The following is a 16,772-nucleotide window of genomic DNA, read 5'->3' as shown; positions in this document are numbered from 1 at the left end:
TGGCAATTCGCGATTAATTAGCGTTTTGTCCGACAATCTTCGGAACAGGGCCCGGTCACGCTTACCTATTGATGGCTGACCCAGAACACTGCAGTGCTCACTACCAGGATGATCAAGAACAGAATGGCCCATGCGTCGACACTGCTATCGCTTTTCCGTGCTTTGGTTGGGTTGCTCATTGCATCGCCTCTTGTCGGTTTTATCGGTGATTGCATAAAGACTCGAGCACAGTAAAGTCGAGGATTGCCCGCACCACAAATGTGGGTAAGACAATAACCAATCTCATTAGTCGATTTGGTTCTTTATATATACTCAAACATCACTTTTGCGCATAAACGCAAACTGGTATCTTGCCTCGGCTCCGTGGGGAGTGCGCGGCCGTGCGCGCAGAATTGCCAAGGCAGTACCGGAATCAAGCGAGCGAAAAGCGCAGCTGTTCCTGATTGGCCCAAGCCTGAGAACAGGACCTATATGTACGTATACGACGAGTACGATCAGCGGATCATCGAGGACCGCGTCAAGCAGTTCCGTGATCAGACCCGACGCTATCTGGCAGGCGAGCTGAGCGAAGAAGAATTCCGCCCCCTGCGCCTGCAAAATGGCCTTTACATCCAGCGCTTCGCCCCGATGCTGCGGGTTGCCGTGCCTTATGGCCAACTGACTTCGCGCCAGGCGCGAATGATGGCCAGGATCGCCCGCGACTACGACAAAGGCTACGCCCACATCAGTACCCGGCAGAACGTACAGTTCAACTGGCCGGCGCTGGAAGACATTCCGGACATCCTGGCTACGCTTGCGACCGTGCAGATGCACGCGATCCAGACCAGCGGCAACTGCCTGCGCAACGTCACCACCGATCAGTTCGCCGGTGTCGCTGCCGACGAATTGATCGATCCGCGTCCGTGGTGCGAAATCGTCCGTCAGTGGACGACCTTCCATCCGGAATTCGCCTACCTGCCGCGCAAGTTCAAGATCGCCATCAACGGTTCGACGTCGGACCGCGCAGCCATCGAAGTGCATGACATCGGCCTTGAGCCCGTGCACAACGCTGCTGGCGAGCTGGGTTTCCGCGTGCTGGTCGGTGGCGGCCTCGGTCGTACACCGGTCGTCGGCGCATTCATCAATGAATTCCTGCCGTGGCAAGACCTGTTGAGCTACCTCGACGCCATCCTGCGTGTGTACAACCGCTATGGCCGTCGCGACAACAAGTACAAGGCGCGGATCAAGATTCTGGTCAAGGCCCTGACGCCTGAAGTCTTCGCGCAAAAAGTCGACGCGGAAATGGAACACCTTCGCGGTGGCCAGACCACTCTGACCGAGGCCGAAGTTCATCGCGTCGCCAAGCACTTCGTCGATCCGGACTACAAAGGCCTGAACGATCAGACGGCAGAACTGGCCGAACTCGACAAGCAACACCCGGGCTTCGCTCGCTGGCGCACCCGCAACACCCTGGCTCACAAGAAGCCGGGTTATGTGGCCGTGACCCTGTCGCTCAAGCCAACCGGCGTTGCGCCGGGCGACCTGACCGACAAGCAACTCGATGGCGTTGCCGATCTGGCCGACCGCTACAGTTTTGGCCAACTGCGCACCTCCCACGAGCAGAACATCATTCTGGCTGACGTCGAGCAGAGCCAATTGTTCGCCATGTGGGGTGAACTCCGCGAACAAGGTTTCGCTACACCGAATATCGGCCTGCTGACCGACATCATCTGCTGCCCGGGCGGCGACTTCTGCTCCCTGGCCAACGCCAAGTCGATCCCGATCGCCGAAGCCATCCAGCGCCGCTTCGACGACCTGGACTACCTGTTCGACATCGGCGAACTGGACCTGAACATCTCCGGCTGCATGAACGCCTGTGGTCACCACCACGTCGGCCACATCGGCATCCTCGGGGTGGACAAGAAAGGTGAAGAGTTCTACCAGGTGTCCCTCGGCGGCAGCGCCAGCCGCGACGCCAGCCTGGGCAAAATCCTCGGCCCGTCTTTCGCCCAGAACGACATGCCCGATGTGATCTCGAAGCTGATCGATGTGTACGTGGAACAACGTACCGAAGACGAGCGCTTCATCGACACCTACCAACGTATCGGCATCGACCTCTTCAAGGAACGCGTCTATGCAGCGAATCATTAAGAACAACGAAGTCATCGACGAAACCTGGCACTTGATGCCCAAGGACTCGACCCTCGATGGCATCTCCAACTGCGACGACCTGATCGTGCCGCTGGCTCTGTGGCGCGATCACGCTCACGCCCTCAAGGCCCGCGATGGCGGTCTGGGCGTGTGGCTGGATGCCGATGAAGAAGCCGAAGAAATCGGTGATGACGTCGCGCACTTTCAGGTCATTGCCCTGAACTTCCCGGCCTTCACCGACGGGCGTAACTACTCCAACGCCCGCCTGCTGCGTGACCGTTACGGCTACAAGGGCGAACTGCGAGCGATTGGCGATGTGCTGCGCGACCAGTTGTTCTACCTGCACCGCTGCGGTTTCGACGCTTATGCATTGCGCGCCGATAAAGACCCGTACGAAGCACTTGAAAGCCTCAAGGACTTCTCGGTGACCTATCAGGCCGCCACCGACGAACCGCTGCCGCTGTTCCGTCGTCGCTAAACGAACACGTAACGTGTGACACCAGAATCTGAAACCGGGACTCAAACCGGTTTCAGATTGTTTTGGCCTACGCTCAGGGACACCCATGCGGGGCAATGTAACTCCAAAGCTCCGAAGCTCCGAAGCTCCGAAGAAACGATCCCCGCCCTCTTTTGCAAGAAGATACCCTCAGCCAGTCTGGAGGCAGCCCGATCAGTCACACTCTGGCTGAGCAAAACTCTCCGCCTACGGCACCATCCATAGATTGATCCCGGTCTGTGCGTGATGAGTCACGACCCACTGCAAACTGTCTGCGTCCGTTAATGGATTCCCTGATAACAAGACATTGTTTTGAAGCACCGACTGCTTTCGAACCGCTTCAGGTATTCGGGTAATCTGGTTATCACGCAGATCCAAGCGCTCCAGGCCAGAATGATCGAGGGTAAAAATCGGGCAAGTCCTGAGACCCGATCCCCGCAGCTTGAGTTGACGTAGACCCGTCATCTTAATCACTGTCGGCGAGAGACCGAGCGGGTTTTCGCTTAGATCGAGCTCCTGAAGTCGGGTAAGCTCGGCGAGCTGGCCTCTGGTTTCCTCTGTCAGAACCAGCCGGGTCGCTTTCAGATTAAGCTTCTCAAGCTGACGCATATCAGCGATAGCGGGCGGCAATCGACCAATCTCAATGCCATTCTGATCAAAGAGCCGTAAATCGACGCCCTGCATATTCAACGTGCGCAGGTTGGGAAAACACTCAAGGAATCCGTTAAGGCTACCGCGCTGCGTTAACTTGAAATTCGGCATGGTGAGAGACACCACGTCGTTCAACTTGACGTTGAGCTGCGGGAGGTAGTGCATCTGCTCAAAGTCCATGTCCAGGTGAAAGCCAATCAGCTGACCATTGCGATAGACCCTGCTGTCTGGCCCACTGCGTCTTTGCCAAATGGCGATCAGTTCCTCGGCTAGCTCATATCGGGTCTCGCGTTCAAGCTCCATCCACTCTTCTATGCGCGCTTCGTTCTCCTCCTCGATCTCGACATCACTCAATCCCTCGGCGTCCTCATCACCCGCGAGCAGAAACTCGATGTCAATGTCTTCGATATCGTCGGTTATGTCTTCAATCCACTCGGTGATATCGATACGCAATTGCTCGGCCTGCAACCTCAACCGATAGAGATCAGCCTGAGCCCGGGCTCCCGCATTCAACAGAAACTCATCCGCTTGCTCAGCCGTGAAAGCAGGATAAATCTCTTTGACTTGAAGCCTCATCATCTCTGTGGATAGCTCACCGGACTGCGCAGTGTTCGGGAATCCACCACCTGACAACCCGAGACGGTGAAAGGTCAGCCCGGAGTCCATCCTGTGCAGCCCGAGCATCAATTCGGAGCGCGGCAGTGCGTTCTCCCGAATTTTGAGCTGCAAGTCCCGCCATTCATGGCCTGGACGCAAACCGAGGGCCGAGCGTTGCTCTTGCGGCAGAAGATCGAGAAGCGCCTGGTCAAACTCAGCCGTACCAACCAGCCCGTCGAGCACCTCAATTCGAGTCTTGAGCGACCAGCCCGGCAGTCGTTCCAGTGTATGCAAAACGAGCACATCACTGTCGGCATTTTCGACCGACTTCAGATAAAGCCCCTCATAGGCGCGGCACAGGCGTACATGTTGCTCATACTGTTGCGCCTTGCCACTCAACTGCCCCAGCACTCGCTTGGCGTCAGCCAGTGTGTGGGGCGCAGCAATGTCCACTCCCGATCTGTCGAGCATTTGCTCCACCGCACTTTTCGGCAAACCCGGGTATTGATGCTGAAACAACCTGACCCACTCGTTATCCGAATACTGAAGTGCGTCGTAACGCTGCTTGAACTGTTCGATTCGTGTGCTCTTTAGCTGCTCGGCCTGCGCCGAACCTTCGGGTAACGCGTCAATGGCACGTTGCAAATCCTGATCGATAGTGAAACGACTGATGGTATCCGCCAGCACCGGTGACGGTGGCCGCTGCCCCGTGTGCATCAGACGCAATACGTCATCGTCCACCGGGCTGACATGACCTATCTGGGCCAGCACCTCATCGCTGAATGATTGGACACTCGGCCCGATACCTCGCATCAACTGCACCCGTTCAGCGCCAGGGGCTGGAGGCACAACATCTCCGGCCACGAACGAGGACTCGCCGGGCAAGGGCTCCTCCACAACCGCTGGTGCAGGACCGGGCTCAGACCCGATGCCGACGGAATGTTCTTCGGCCTTGATGGCTGCCCCCTCCGCGACCAGTGGCAAGGCATTAAGCAAACCGAATACGGTGCGTGTGACACCTGCCGAGCGCTCATCTGGAGTCTTGCCGTCAACCGCCTGAGCCAACCCATAACCGGCATCGATCAGTCCGGCCAACGCCAACAAACCTTCGCCCCCAGGAACGAACAACGCCAAAGGGCCAAATGTGTTGATCCATTGCACAACGGGCTCGACCACCGCGCTCAAATCGTCTCGGTTGACCTGAGCATCGTCACGAATGGTTTCGATACTTGCCTGGGCTGCTTGCTTCATCGCCAACACCCACTGGGCGAAGGGGTCGGCTGGGAGTGCCGGCACCTCGAAGTGAACGTAATCGGCAGGATCCCAGTAACCATCATCGTTGAAAAAACCATGGTCTTTCTTCAGATGGTGTTGCCGGGGGTAAATCGCCATGCCGTCCAACGCGGTCGACACTCCTGCGTGGAACGTGCCGTCCTGCTGGTCGTCATCGGAAAAGTGCACCATCAGCGCCTGCTTTCTGGAAGCGTCCTTACCCACGTCGGCAACCCATTTGCACAACGCCTTGTGGTCCGCAAACTCGTGGAAAGGTGAAGCGTTTCCCGGGATATAAAGCAGGATCCGTTCACTGTCTTTATTCCGAAAACTCCAGATATCGCTCGATACATAACGGTAAATGACCAGACGCGCTGCCTCTATTGAAGCCTCGACCATCGCCCAGGCCTGCAATTGCTCTACCGTCAGTTGCTCCCACGTTTGCTGCGCATCGAACCCGGCAGCCAACAGCGCCAATGCGAGTCCGTCCTGGGTCAGGCTGTTTTCCTGACTTTGCAAATAAGCCGCCATGACAAACGCGGTCTTTACCGAGGTGCGCAATGGATAGCCTTGCGGTGCAAGACAGACCTCATCGGAGGGCCAGGCAGCGTGCACATAAGCAGTGTATTTGTCCTTGAGCTCCAGCTCCCAGACCCACTTCTTGAATTCAGCAGGCTGAAGCGTTAGCTGAGTGCTCGGGCCGTAGACCTGAGGAGTTGTTTGACGGTAAATGCCCTCATAATCGTGGAACCCACCGTCAGGGTTGATCGACTGATCGATCTCGACGATTCGGACTTCCGGGCCCACGGCAGGAGGCGTATACAGGCCGAATGCCGTTTCCCCGAAACGACCCGCGCCCACAGTCTGGTAGTTGGACAACAAGGCCTGCACCAGGCTTTGCGACTTGCTGACTCGGCCTTGCTGCACGCCCTGTTGCGCGGGGTAGCCATAAAAACTGTAATTGAGATCGACCAGTCGAGCGGCCAATGGCGCTGCCCCCCAACGCTCCTCGATCAACTTCGCGGCATATTGAGTCGGGGTCGAAGGCAATACGGCATCCAGTGCAAGGCTCGACAGTGACTGTTTGTTCTGAGCAGGTAACCGGCCAGTGACCGGGTGGCGTTGACTCTCTAGCGCCATCATTTGCAATCCTTTGCAGTTGACTTGGGAGTTGAGAGCTTAGGCGGTGCCTGCCGCAACAAAAGCAGGAAATGTCTTCAATCCGGCGGGAAAACGCGACAGCCTCAAAAGACCTGAAATGCAGAGGGTAAACGCCAGCGACACGAGCCTGTACAGCGCCGAGCATTGCACTCGACGCCGCGATAACGGGCCCGCACTGGCGAGCCCCGTGCGCCTTACCAGAAGCGCTGTTGGGTGAGACGGCTCCACCACGTCAACAGGACGCGATCAATCGAACCGCTGGCCGCCAGGCCGACGCGTTCTTGCAGGCTCTTGCGTTCAGAATAATGCAGGTGAAACAGCTCTGCGCCTTTGGCGCGTTCAGCGAGGTATTCGTCGCTGGTTTTCAGTTCATCGACCAAGCGTTTTTCCAGCGCTGCGACACCCAACCAGATTTCACCGGTGGCCACTTCGTTGATGGCCAACTGTGGGCGGTAGCGCGAGACGAAGTTCTTGAACAGCTCGTGAGTCACATCCAGGTCTTCCTGGAACTTCTCCCGGCCTTTTTCGGTGTTTTCGCCAAACACCGTCAGCGTGCGTTTGTACTCGCCGGCCGTCAGGACTTCGAAGTCGATGTCGTGCTTTTTCAGCAAACGATTGACGTTAGGTAACTGCGCCACCACCCCGATCGAACCCAGAATGGCAAACGGCGCGCTGATGATCTTCTCACCGATGCACGCCATCATGTAACCGCCGCTGGCCGCGACCTTGTCGATACACACGGTCAATGGCACACCGGCCTGACGAATGCGCGCCAGTTGCGAGGAAGCCAGACCGTAGCTGTGAACCATGCCGCCACCGCTTTCCAGACGCAGTACAACTTCATCCTTTGGCGTGGCCAGGGACAGGAGTGCAGTGATTTCGTGGCGCAGGCTTTCAGTCGCCGAAGCCTTGATGTCGCCGTCGAAATCCAGCACGAACACCCGAGGTTTGGCTTCCGGTTTTTTCTTCTGTTTTTTCTCGGCCTTGGCTTCGGACTTACGCACGGCCTTGAGCTGATCCTTGTCGAGCAGCGACTGCTCCAGACGCTCACGCAGCCCTTTGTAGAAATCATTCAGTTTGTTGACCTGCAACTGGCCCGCAGACTTGCGCCGACCCTTGCTGCGCAACGCCGCAAAACTGGCCAGGACCACCAGAATGGCGATCACCAGGGTAACGGTTTTAGCCAGGAAACTTGCGTACTCGGCAAAAAACTCCACATTGACTCCTTAACGACAGTGCGCCGCTGAACACGCAGACGCGTATACCTTCAGCATACCCATGCGGCCGCGTTGCGACCAGTCATGAAACCTTCTGTAACGGCCCTCTAACGAGCATTTCAAACAAGCGTATGTTTTTTCATTGACAGCTCACCGGCATCCTCATAACCTCGCAAAACCTTCAACGTACCGGGATGACGCGGACGTGGGCAGCATCTATTTGATTCGACATGGCCAGGCCTCCTTCGGTGCAGACGACTACGACGTGCTGTCGCCAACCGGTATTCGTCAGGCAGAAGTACTCGGCAGCCACCTGGCTGAACTGGGATTGAGTTTCGACCGCTGCCTGTCGGGCGACCTGCGTCGCCAGCAACACACCGCCAACAGCGCTCTGGCGCAATTCGGCGCTGTCGGCCTGCCGGTGCCGCCCCTGGAAATCGATTCGGCCTTCAACGAGTTCGACGCTGACGCGGTGATCCGCGCACTGCTTCCGGACCTGTTGCCCGAAGAGCCCGAAGCCCTGCACATTCTGCGCAATGCCGCGCAGAATCGCGGCGAGTTTCAGCGAATCTTTGCCTTGATCATCGAGCGCTGGCTGGCGGGTACGTACGACCCACCGGGCCTCGAAAGCTGGCTCGGCTTCGTCGAGCGGGTCCAGGCAGGTTTGCAGCGTATTCTCGAACAAGCCGACAACACCCAGAAAATCGCCGTGTTCACCTCCGGCGGGACCATCACTGCCCTGCTTCACCTGATTACTCAAATGCCGGCCAGACAGGCCTTTGAACTGAATTGGCAAATCGTTAACACCTCGCTCAACCAACTGAAGTTCCGTGGTCGCGAGGTGGCGCTGGCTTCCTTCAACAGTCATGCACATTTACAACTGCTGAAGGCCCCGGAACTCATCACTTTCCGTTGAGTCCGGATCACTGTGACCCTTGTTGTAACACCTCATAAAAGGATCGAACCATGACCTCCGTAGCTGACGCCGTACAAGCCATGAAAGCCAAGTTCAACCCAGCCGCTGCTGCCGGTCTGGACCTGGTTTTCGGTTTCCGCATCGACGACACCAAGAACTTCTCGCTGATCGTCAAAGACAGCACGTGCGAGCTGAAAGAAGGCGAAAACCCGGACGCTCAAGTGACTCTGGTCATGGACGGCGAAACCCTGGAAGGCATCGTCGACGGTTCGACCGACGGCATGCAAGCGTTCATGGGCGGCAAACTGCGCGCTGAAGGCGACATGATGCTGGCCATGAAACTGTCCGAGCTGTTCCCAAGCTAAGACGGCGGCTCCCGACCTCGGGAGCCCCTTTGGCTGCAGACGAATCCCGCCTTTATGGCGGGATTCGTCGTTTCAGCCGGTCGTAAATTTCCCCGCACAACGACGCCTCCCCCGATTTTGCCGTCTATATTCTTTGCTGGCCGTACGGCTCACGCATACGGCCGCTTGCTCGACCGAACACCTGCGGAGAACGAATGACGCCATGAGTCCACCTGACTGCTACGACCGCTTCAACCACCGCCGCGTACTGCAAGGCCTTTCGGCAGGCACCGTCAGTGCCTGGACCAGTCCTCTATTTGCGGAGAGCAGCAGCATGACCAACTCCCCAGCCGATCTCATCTTGTTCAACGGTCGCTTGCACACGGTTGACCGGGATAAGCCCCAGGCCAGTGCGGTCGCCATCAAGGATGGACGGTTTATTGCCGTCGGCGATGATGCGCACGTCATGCCCCTGCGTGGCGCCAGCACCCAAGTCATCGACCTGCAAAAACGCACGGTGATCCCCGGTCTCAACGACTCGCACCTGCACCTGATCCGTGGTGGCCTGAACTACAACCTCGAACTGCGCTGGGAAGGCGTGCCGTCCTTGGTCGACGCTCTGCGTCTGCTCAAGGATCAGGCCGATCGCACGCCGGCACCGCAATGGGTACGCGTGGTCGGTGGCTGGACCGAGTTCCAGTTCGCCGAAAAACGCCTGCCGACGATTGAAGAACTGAACAAAGCCGCACCTGACACGCCAGTGTTCGTCCTGCACCTGTATGACCGCGCCCTGCTCAACCGCGCGGCGCTGAAAGTGGTCGGCTACGACCGCAATACGCCGAACCCGCCAGGCGGTGAAATCCAGCGCGATGCCAATGGCGATCCCACCGGCATGCTGATCGCCCGGCCGAACGCGATGATTCTGTACTCGACCCTGGCCAAGGGGCCGAAGCTGCCGTTGGAGTATCAGGTCAACTCGACTCGGCAGTTCATGCGCGAACTCAATCGCCTCGGCGTCACCAGCGCCATTGACGCCGGTGGCGGCTATCAGAACTACCCGGACGACTATCAGGTCATCCAGCAGTTGGCGAAAGACCAGCAACTCAGCGTACGCATCGCCTACAACCTGTTCACCCAAAAACCCAAGGAAGAGCTGACCGACTTCAAGAACTGGACCAACACCTCGCACTACGGCCAGGGTGACGATTTTTTGCGGCACAACGGCGCTGGCGAAATGCTGGTGTTCTCCGCAGCCGACTTTGAAGACTTCCTCGAACCGCGCCCCGATCTGCCGCAGACCATGGAGCAGGAACTGGAGCCTGTGGTCCGGCATCTGGTGGAGCAGCGCTGGCCATTTCGCTTGCACGCCACCTACAACGAATCGATCACGCGGATGCTCGACGTGTTCGAAAAGGTTAACCGCGATATCCCGTTCGACGGGCTGCCGTGGTTCTTCGATCACGCCGAAACCATCACCCCGCAGAACATCGAGCGGGTTCGTGCACTGGGCGGCGGCATTGCAATCCAGGATCGCATGGCTTTTCAGGGCGAGTACTTTGTCGACCGTTACGGTGCCAAGGCCGCCGAGCACACCCCGCCGATCCAGCGCATGCTTGCCGAAGGCATCCCGGTCGGAGCCGGCACCGATGCCACACGGGTTTCCAGCTACAACCCGTGGACGTCGCTCTACTGGCTGGTCAGCGGCCGCACCGTCGGCGGTTTGGAGCTGTACCCGCAAGGCCTGAACCGCGACACGGCGCTGGAACTCTACACCCATGGCAGCGCCTGGTTCTCCTCCGAGCAAGGCACAAAGGGCCAGATCAAGGTCGGGCAACTGGCCGATCTGGTGGCGTTGTCTGCCGACTACTTCAGCGTCGACGACGATGCGATCAAATGGATTGAATCGGTGTTGACCGTAGTCAACGGCAAGGTGGTGTACGGCAGCCTCGAATTCGACAAACTCGACCCGCCGCGTTTACCGGTAATGCCCGACTGGTCACCGGTGGCGAATGTGCCGGGGCACTGGAAACCCCTGGCGCCGCTCACCGCCCAAACGCATCAATGCGTGGGCGCCTGCGCGGTGCATGCCCACAGCCATGAACGAGCGCGCTTGTCGAACGCGCCGGTCAGCGACTTCCAAGGGTTCTGGGGCGCGTTTGGTTGTTCGTGTTTTGCGTTTTGACCGACAGGCTTGGCAGGGAGCCGGCCAATGGCGGGCTTGTTGTAGAGCCGCGCCCATACCCGTAGCAGCTGTCGAGCTCGCGAGGCTGCGTTCGAGGACGCAGTCCTCGCAAACCCTGTGTACGCGGTTTACCTGAATGAACGTGTTGCATGATTTTACGACCGCTTCGCGGCCGAACGCAGCCTCGCGGGCTCGGCAGCTGCTACGGGCGTTTAAGCTTGCCTACGCAGTGCCCATCAGAGGCTACAGCGCCTTGCGTCACGGCCTACACCTGCGCCAGAATCCGCCGGCTTGTGCGCTTTGGGTCTCGCCTCTATCGTTTCCGTGTCGCTGACCATTCAGCGGCACGGGCTTGGCGGCCCGGTTTTGAATGCGTGCAACAACGCCCCACAACATGATTGACGGCACTTTTGGGTGCCTGCTCTCCTGTGTCATGGCGGGTTGCCCAAGGATCCCTTCGGGGATGCCGGCATTTTTACGCTTTGAGCCGGTCCGCCAAACTTGTGTAACCCGCCACCCAATCTGCTTGGCGGCAGACGGTGGTAACTCACAATGTCAAAGCGAGGTTCACCATGTTCAAAGCCACTCCCAATCCCCCCGAAACCGACCCGGTTTCCCCCTACGCCTCCCTCGACTCAAAAGAACTCCACGCCGCCGCGCACCGCGCGCTCGATCACTACCTGGTGCTACCCGAGACCAAGGCATTGTTAGCCGACCGACGTCCCGGCTGCATTTTCGTCATCGCCCCCGACGTCGACAGTGAAACCCTGCTGGCCCATGCCTGCGAAACCCTCGCCTCGGCCAACGTCATGACCAGCGATCTGGCGTTTGAGCTCGAAGGCCCCAAGCGCAATACCGCACTGGCGATTCAGCAGATGATTTCCCTGGCCGAGTTGGCAGTGAATCGCGCACTGGATCACCTTGATCCGCCTGATCCCGCGTAGGAGCTGGCGCAGCCTGCGATCTTTTGACGTTGTTTTTCAAGATCAAAAGATCGCAGCCTGCGGCAGCTCCTACGGGGATCGATGTATATCCATAAGTCCCGGGTGTACGCGATCTTTTGGGCTTTCTCGGAAACATCCCGACAATGCTTTGCCTGATCCAGGACGTCCGAACGAACTAGCGTGATCAGACAAGCATTTTTCTGGAGGGCAAAGGATTGCCTATCGCTGCCAACGGATGTCGCCTGCGCAAGGCGCGGTTTTCTGAATCAGGTCGTATTTATTTGCTGACGGCAGTCGTGCATCAGCGCCAACCGGTTTTTGCCGATTGGCGCACAGGGCGACTGCTGGTCAATGAGTTTCGAGAGGCTGAAGAACGGCATCAGGTTATATCAATGGCGTGGGTGGTGATGCCGGATCACTTCCATTGGTTAGTACAGCTAGAGCACGGCAGCTTGGCCGAGCTGATGTGCCGTGTGAAATCACGCAGCAGTCGCTCGATCAATCTCATGCACAGGTGCAGTGAGCGCCTTTGGCAACGCGGTTATCACGACCGGGCATTACGCAAAGACGAAAACGTAAAAGAGGCAGCACGTTACATCGTGATGAACCCGTTACGTGCCGGGTTGGCCAGGCGGCTGGGGGATTATCCATTGTGGGACGCGATGTGGCTTTGAAGTGCAAAGATCAAAAGATCGCAGCCTTCGGCAGCTCCTACGGGGATCGACGTATATCCATAAATCCCGGGTGTACGCGATCGGCGTAGGAGCTGGCGCAGCCTGCGATCTTTTGACCTTGATCGTGTCGATGCACCATCGCCGCCAAGATCGCAGCCTTCGGCAGCTCCTACGGGGAAATGAAAGCTTTGCAGACACAAGATTGATCTCGATCAGGTAACCCTCGTAACACAGCCTCTACCCTTGCGCTTCCATCAAAGGCCAGGGACGGTTCAATGGGAGCCTCCGGCCGCGCATCCTCAGGGAAACGCGCCGGGCGATTGACCCACACTGTCTTCGTATCAGCTCGCGCAGTCTGCTGCTACGGAAATAGCCATGCACGTCGCGCGCGCTCATTCAGCTCGAGTTCAGCGTTGCGCTTGCTCTACACTGCTGGGCTCTTTACGTCAGCGACTGCTTATGGACATCGATCTCGCCCGTACCTTCCTGGAAATCATTCGCTGCGGCAGTCTTGCGGCCGCCGCCGAAAAACTCCACGTCACCCAGACCGCGATCACCGCGCGGGTGCAGAAGCTCGAAAGCCAGCTCGCCAGCACCCTGTTCGTGCGCAACCGCGCCGGTGCTCGCCTGACCGCGGACGGCGAAGCCTTCGTGGTGTACGCCAATCAGTTGGTGCAAACGTGGGAAGCGGCGCGCCGGGATCTGCCGTTGCCGGAAGGCTACCGCAATGTGCTGCACATCGGCGGCGAGGTCAGTTTGTGCAACCCGTTGATGCTCAGCTGGGCCCGTGAACTGCGCGAGAAGATCCCCAGCCATGCCTTGCGCATGGAAATCCGCGACGGTGAAAACCTGTTGCGTCAGTTGGAATTGGGCGTGCTGGATGCCGCACTGGTGTTCCAACCCGAGTACTGGCCTCGGCTGCAAGTGGAGCAACTGCTGGAGGAAAAACTCATCCAGGTGCGCCTGCCGTCGAGGCCCGAGCCCTACGTCTACATCGACTGGGGCCAGGAGTTTCGCCGCCAGCACGACGCGGCACTGCCGGACAAGGCCAAAGCCGCGTTGAGCTTCAACCTCGGCCCCCTGGCGCTGCAATACATCCTGCAAAACGGTGGCGCCGGTTATTTCCGCACGCGGGTGGTTCAGACCTACCTCGACAGCGGCGTGCTGGAACGGGTGCCCAAAGCCCCGGAATTCAGCTACCCGACCTATCTGGTGTACTCGCGGGATCGCGACTCGGCGGTGCTGCAACAGGCATTCGAGTTGTTACGGGAACTGGTCAAGACCGACAGCGACTGGTCCCAGCGCTGGGATCCGCTGATCTGAGCAACATCCACACCCGTTCGGCGTGAATACCCGCCCATTCCCGACATCCATTGGCCAGATAATTTCGCCGCGACTAGTCTTGCTTTTATAACAACGACAACAGGTGATCGCGGTGAGGCAAACCACCCAGGCGTTTCGTGCCCGCTACCGGGCCGATATTCATCGGTTCTACAACCCGTGGCTGCACGGCGGTTTTGTACTGGCCTTCGGTGTGCTGGGCATCGCGCTGTTCTGGAGCACCGTGCATCAGGTGCAACCACTGGAATGGCTGGCGGTACCGCTGACGCTGTTGTTTTTCAATTTCGCGGTCTACGTCGTGCACCGGCATCTGGGCCATCACAAAAAGCCCTTTGCGCGGCTGTTCTATGCCCGGCACGCCGGCGATCACCACAGCTTTTTCGCCCCTGGCTACATGACCTACGACACGGTTCGCGACTGGCGGGTGATTCTGTTTCCGGCGTGGCTGATCGTGCTGCACAGCCTGGTGGTCACCCTGCCCGCCTGGTGGCTGCTCAAACACCTCAATGGCAACGTCGCCGGGCTGTTCGCCGGTTGCATGATCCTCGGCTACCTGACTTACGAGGTGTTTCACGCCTGCGAACATCTGCCGCCGAGCAATCCCGTCACCCGCCTGCCATGGATTCGCCAGATGCGCCGTCTGCACGCACTGCATCACCGTCGCGAGCTGATGCAGGAGCGCAACTTCAATATCGTTTTGCCGCTGATGGACTACCTGTTCGGCACGCTGTATTGGGAAGCCGAACCCGATCATTCGCACCTTCAAACGAGGCGAGCGCCCATGACCCGCCTGCAGCACCAGATCGACATCGCACGCGACCCGATCGCCGTGCTCGCCTACGCCAGCGCCGCGATGCGTTGGCCAGAGTGGCACCCTTCATCGCTGAAAGTCGACGGTCCGCCAGGGCCGCTGCACGCGGGGTCACGTTTTGAAGAAGACATTCATGCCGGCGGGCGGGCCGGGCACTTGAGCTGGGAGGTCAACGAGTACCTGCCGGGTCGCCGCTGGAGCGCTCGTGCTCAGGGTGATCACGGTCTGGAGTTACTGCTGACGTATGAATGTGACAGCGAGGGTGACGGGACGCGCTTCGTTCGCACCCTGGAATACCGCTTCAGTGGACTGCTGATGCGCCTGGCCAATCAACTGTTGCTCAAGCGGCGTATCGAACACGAATCGGCAGCTTCGATGCTGGCCCTGCGCGACATGGCGCAACGGACGATCCCGGCCCAGACAGGAGCAGTCGCCTGATGAGCAACACACCACGTCGAATCTGCGCTTGCAAGCAGGCTGCCGAACAGGGGGCGACACTGCGCCCCCGTACGTTGGTCACGTTCTGGCAGAACCGTTCAAACTCCGGGATATTTCGTCTTTGATCGAAAGGCGCTTCTCCTTGAGCTTCCTCACTTCGTCATCTGCCAGAGCCTGGGCTTCAGCCTTCAGGACCCGGTTGTCGATTTCCGAATATTTATCCAGCAGCGCGTTCAGGTGGGGATCATTGGCACGCTTTTGCTGAATGACTTCCTTTGAGCAGCTCAGGTCCTGATACAGGTCATGATTCACCGGCATGGAACACCTCCGTTTGTTGATCGGTGGCGAACGCCTTTGCGCGCGCTCGCCAGTTATCAGAATGGCCTCGCTCGGCGGTTGCTGTCGACTATCAATCGGACCAGCGGTGCTCGTTAGTCGGACATGCCGTTATCGTCACTGCCAACAAAATGTCGATATGGCCGCTGCTGATGGTTTCATTGCTGTAAAGCTCATTCAGGTTGCCAGCACATGGCAACCTGAACAGGGTAAATCAGTCGGTACCGTACTTCGGCGAACGCGGCCCGTACAGCAACCCCGCGGGATGCCCCGCCGACAACAGTCGTGCACTGGTGACACCGGCAATCGGGTGACCGGCGTCGGTGGAACTGTTGATGATCTGCTTGACCGCTGCGGTGATCAGCACACCCAGCAAACCGCCTCCACTGTTGTTGTTGCCCTCTTCGCTCGACGCACTGGCCGTGCCGGTCCACAGGGTGGTGCCCGTCTTGAGGTCCACCAGTTTTGCACTGGCGGTCACCACGGTTGCGCTGGAGATCACCATGTAGCGAGTGCCGTAATCAGTCACGGTAATGTAGAGCGCGGCATCGGCACCGAAGATCTCGCGCAGTTTGTTGGCCGGGGCCTGGTGGATGTCCGCCGGCGTAGTCAGACCGTTCTGGTGGAACGTCTCGTCGACCAGCGTGATCGGCAGCACGTAGTAACCGGCTTCAGCCAGCGGATACGTAACCTGCGAGAGCATGCTGTAGGACGCCTTGACGTCCGGCGAATTGTTCAGCGGCGGCAGTACCAGAATGGTTTTGGGACGGCTTTGCTTGTAAGCCGAGTAGTCCACGGTCTTGGGGCTGACGCAACCGCCGAGGACTGCCAGGGCCAGCAGGCCGGCCATCAGTTTCAATGAGCGCGCGATCATTGGGTGTCTCCGGTCTTGGCGTTTTTAAGCAGGAAGTCCATGTACGGCGTCGACTCGGGAAACAGGGTCTTCTCGGTTCTGAACTGCTGCACCATCTGATCGTCCTTGCCCAGGCTCAGGTACAACAGGCCCAGGTGGGCGTGGTAGCCAGGCGGCGGCGTCTTGCCGGTGGACTTGATCTTTTGCAGGTCGCGCTCCAGCGCTTCGGCCTGAGCTTCCTTGGGCTCTTCACCTTTGAAATACTCATACACCTGTGGCTGGTAGCCTTCCCACTGGTAAAGGGTTTTCGGGCTGCTGCATCCGGCCAGCAGGCCACTCACCAGCAACATCGACGTCATCAACGCCCGCGACTTATAACGCTTGAACATGCTTGTACCGCTCCTTGTCA

14 protein-coding genes are annotated in these 16,772 nt (G+C 58.6%); 9 read left to right on the top strand and 5 right to left on the bottom strand.

From position 1 onward, the window contains the following. The first annotated feature begins 471 nt into the window (after positions 1 to 471). Positions 472 to 2,130, top strand: coding sequence for a nitrite/sulfite reductase (locus AC1RPZ_RS09995; RefSeq protein ID WP_493136879.1), 1,659 nt, complete (start codon positions 472 to 474; stop codon positions 2,128 to 2,130). Further along, entirely contained in the window at positions 2,114 to 2,608 is a 495-nt protein-coding gene (locus AC1RPZ_RS09990) for a DUF934 domain-containing protein (RefSeq protein WP_493136878.1), read from the top strand. Before AC1RPZ_RS09995 ends, AC1RPZ_RS09990 begins: the two co-directional genes overlap by 17 nt. A gap of 225 nt (positions 2,609 to 2,833) precedes the next feature. Here the strand turns inward: AC1RPZ_RS09990 and AC1RPZ_RS09985 are convergent, their stop codons facing one another. Next, on the bottom strand, positions 2,834 to 6,289 hold the full coding sequence (locus AC1RPZ_RS09985) for a dermonecrotic toxin domain-containing protein (protein ID WP_493136877.1): 3,456 nt from the start codon (positions 6,287 to 6,289) through the stop codon (positions 2,834 to 2,836). A 212-nt stretch (positions 6,290 to 6,501) separates the two neighbouring features. Then, the gene (gene sohB / locus AC1RPZ_RS09980; RefSeq protein ID WP_493136876.1) at positions 6,502 to 7,524 is read right to left on the bottom strand and encodes a protease SohB; all 1,023 of its coding nucleotides are present in this window, start codon (positions 7,522 to 7,524) and stop codon (positions 6,502 to 6,504) included. Positions 7,525 to 7,729: 205 nt separating this feature from the next. Between sohB and AC1RPZ_RS09975 the strand changes: the two genes are divergently transcribed. The 7 genes from AC1RPZ_RS09975 (at position 7,730) to AC1RPZ_RS09945 (ending at position 15,174) form a co-directional block, all read left to right on the top strand. After that, positions 7,730 to 8,440 (top strand): histidine phosphatase family protein, encoded by a 711-nt coding sequence (locus tag AC1RPZ_RS09975; RefSeq protein WP_493136875.1) that lies wholly within the window; start codon positions 7,730 to 7,732, stop codon positions 8,438 to 8,440. Positions 8,441 to 8,490: 50 nt separating this feature from the next. After that, a complete protein-coding gene (locus AC1RPZ_RS09970) occupies positions 8,491 to 8,805 on the top strand; it encodes an SCP2 sterol-binding domain-containing protein (RefSeq protein ID WP_019690779.1) in 315 nt (104 codons plus the stop codon). Positions 8,806 to 9,118: 313 nt separating this feature from the next. After that, entirely contained in the window at positions 9,119 to 10,966 is a 1,848-nt protein-coding gene (locus AC1RPZ_RS09965; protein WP_493137154.1) for an amidohydrolase, read from the top strand. A 572-nt stretch (positions 10,967 to 11,538) separates the two neighbouring features. Then, positions 11,539 to 11,910 (top strand): DUF6124 family protein, encoded by a 372-nt coding sequence (locus AC1RPZ_RS09960; RefSeq protein WP_493136874.1) that lies wholly within the window; start codon positions 11,539 to 11,541, stop codon positions 11,908 to 11,910. 215 nt (positions 11,911 to 12,125) lie between these two features. Continuing rightward, complete coding sequence (locus tag AC1RPZ_RS09955) at positions 12,126 to 12,584, top strand: REP-associated tyrosine transposase (protein WP_493136873.1); 459 nt, start codon at positions 12,126 to 12,128, stop codon at positions 12,582 to 12,584. Positions 12,585 to 13,043: 459 nt separating this feature from the next. Beyond that, complete coding sequence (locus AC1RPZ_RS09950) at positions 13,044 to 13,907, top strand: LysR family transcriptional regulator (protein ID WP_493136872.1); 864 nt, start codon at positions 13,044 to 13,046, stop codon at positions 13,905 to 13,907. A 112-nt stretch (positions 13,908 to 14,019) separates the two neighbouring features. Further along, the gene (locus AC1RPZ_RS09945; protein ID WP_493136871.1) at positions 14,020 to 15,174 is read left to right on the top strand and encodes a sterol desaturase/SRPBCC family protein; all 1,155 of its coding nucleotides are present in this window, start codon (positions 14,020 to 14,022) and stop codon (positions 15,172 to 15,174) included. 78 nt (positions 15,175 to 15,252) lie between these two features. Here AC1RPZ_RS09945 and AC1RPZ_RS09940 read toward each other — a convergent pair whose 3' ends face one another. The 3 genes from AC1RPZ_RS09940 to AC1RPZ_RS09930 all read right to left on the bottom strand — a co-directional run bounded on the left by AC1RPZ_RS09940 (position 15,253) and on the right by AC1RPZ_RS09930 (position 16,752). Next, a complete protein-coding gene (locus tag AC1RPZ_RS09940) occupies positions 15,253 to 15,492 on the bottom strand; it encodes an HP1242/YdcH family protein (protein ID WP_071555372.1) in 240 nt (79 codons plus the stop codon). 232 nt (positions 15,493 to 15,724) lie between these two features. Beyond that, complete coding sequence (locus AC1RPZ_RS09935) at positions 15,725 to 16,384, bottom strand: DUF799 domain-containing protein (RefSeq protein ID WP_493136870.1); 660 nt, start codon at positions 16,382 to 16,384, stop codon at positions 15,725 to 15,727. Beyond that, the gene (locus tag AC1RPZ_RS09930; protein WP_493136869.1) at positions 16,381 to 16,752 is read right to left on the bottom strand and encodes a DUF4810 domain-containing protein; all 372 of its coding nucleotides are present in this window, start codon (positions 16,750 to 16,752) and stop codon (positions 16,381 to 16,383) included. Before AC1RPZ_RS09930 ends, AC1RPZ_RS09935 begins: the two co-directional genes overlap by 4 nt. Positions 16,753 to 16,772 lie beyond the last annotated feature (20 nt).

Source organism: Pseudomonas sp. GW822-FHT02D10 (assembly GCF_058802345.1).
The sequence above is the reverse complement of the archived record's forward strand: the minus strand, read 5'-3'. Positions and strand labels throughout refer to the sequence as shown.

Excerpts from the sequence above, each read along its gene's own strand:
- AC1RPZ_RS09995 (WP_493136879.1), top strand. The coding sequence starts at position 472 with ATGTACGTATACGACGAGTACGATCAGCGGATCATCGAGGACCGCGTC.
- AC1RPZ_RS09990 (WP_493136878.1), top strand. The coding sequence starts at position 2,114 with ATGCAGCGAATCATTAAGAACAACGAAGTCATCGACGAAACCTGGCAC.
- AC1RPZ_RS09985 (WP_493136877.1), bottom strand. The coding sequence starts at position 6,289 with ATGATGGCGCTAGAGAGTCAACGCCACCCGGTCACTGGCCGGTTACCT.
- AC1RPZ_RS09970 (WP_019690779.1), top strand. The coding sequence starts at position 8,491 with ATGACCTCCGTAGCTGACGCCGTACAAGCCATGAAAGCCAAGTTCAAC.
- AC1RPZ_RS09965 (WP_493137154.1), top strand. The coding sequence starts at position 9,119 with ATGACCAACTCCCCAGCCGATCTCATCTTGTTCAACGGTCGCTTGCAC.
- AC1RPZ_RS09960 (WP_493136874.1), top strand. The coding sequence starts at position 11,539 with ATGTTCAAAGCCACTCCCAATCCCCCCGAAACCGACCCGGTTTCCCCC.
- AC1RPZ_RS09950 (WP_493136872.1), top strand. The coding sequence starts at position 13,044 with ATGGACATCGATCTCGCCCGTACCTTCCTGGAAATCATTCGCTGCGGC.
- AC1RPZ_RS09940 (WP_071555372.1), bottom strand. The coding sequence starts at position 15,492 with ATGCCGGTGAATCATGACCTGTATCAGGACCTGAGCTGCTCAAAGGAA.
- AC1RPZ_RS09935 (WP_493136870.1), bottom strand. The coding sequence starts at position 16,384 with ATGATCGCGCGCTCATTGAAACTGATGGCCGGCCTGCTGGCCCTGGCA.
- AC1RPZ_RS09930 (WP_493136869.1), bottom strand. The coding sequence starts at position 16,752 with ATGTTCAAGCGTTATAAGTCGCGGGCGTTGATGACGTCGATGTTGCTG.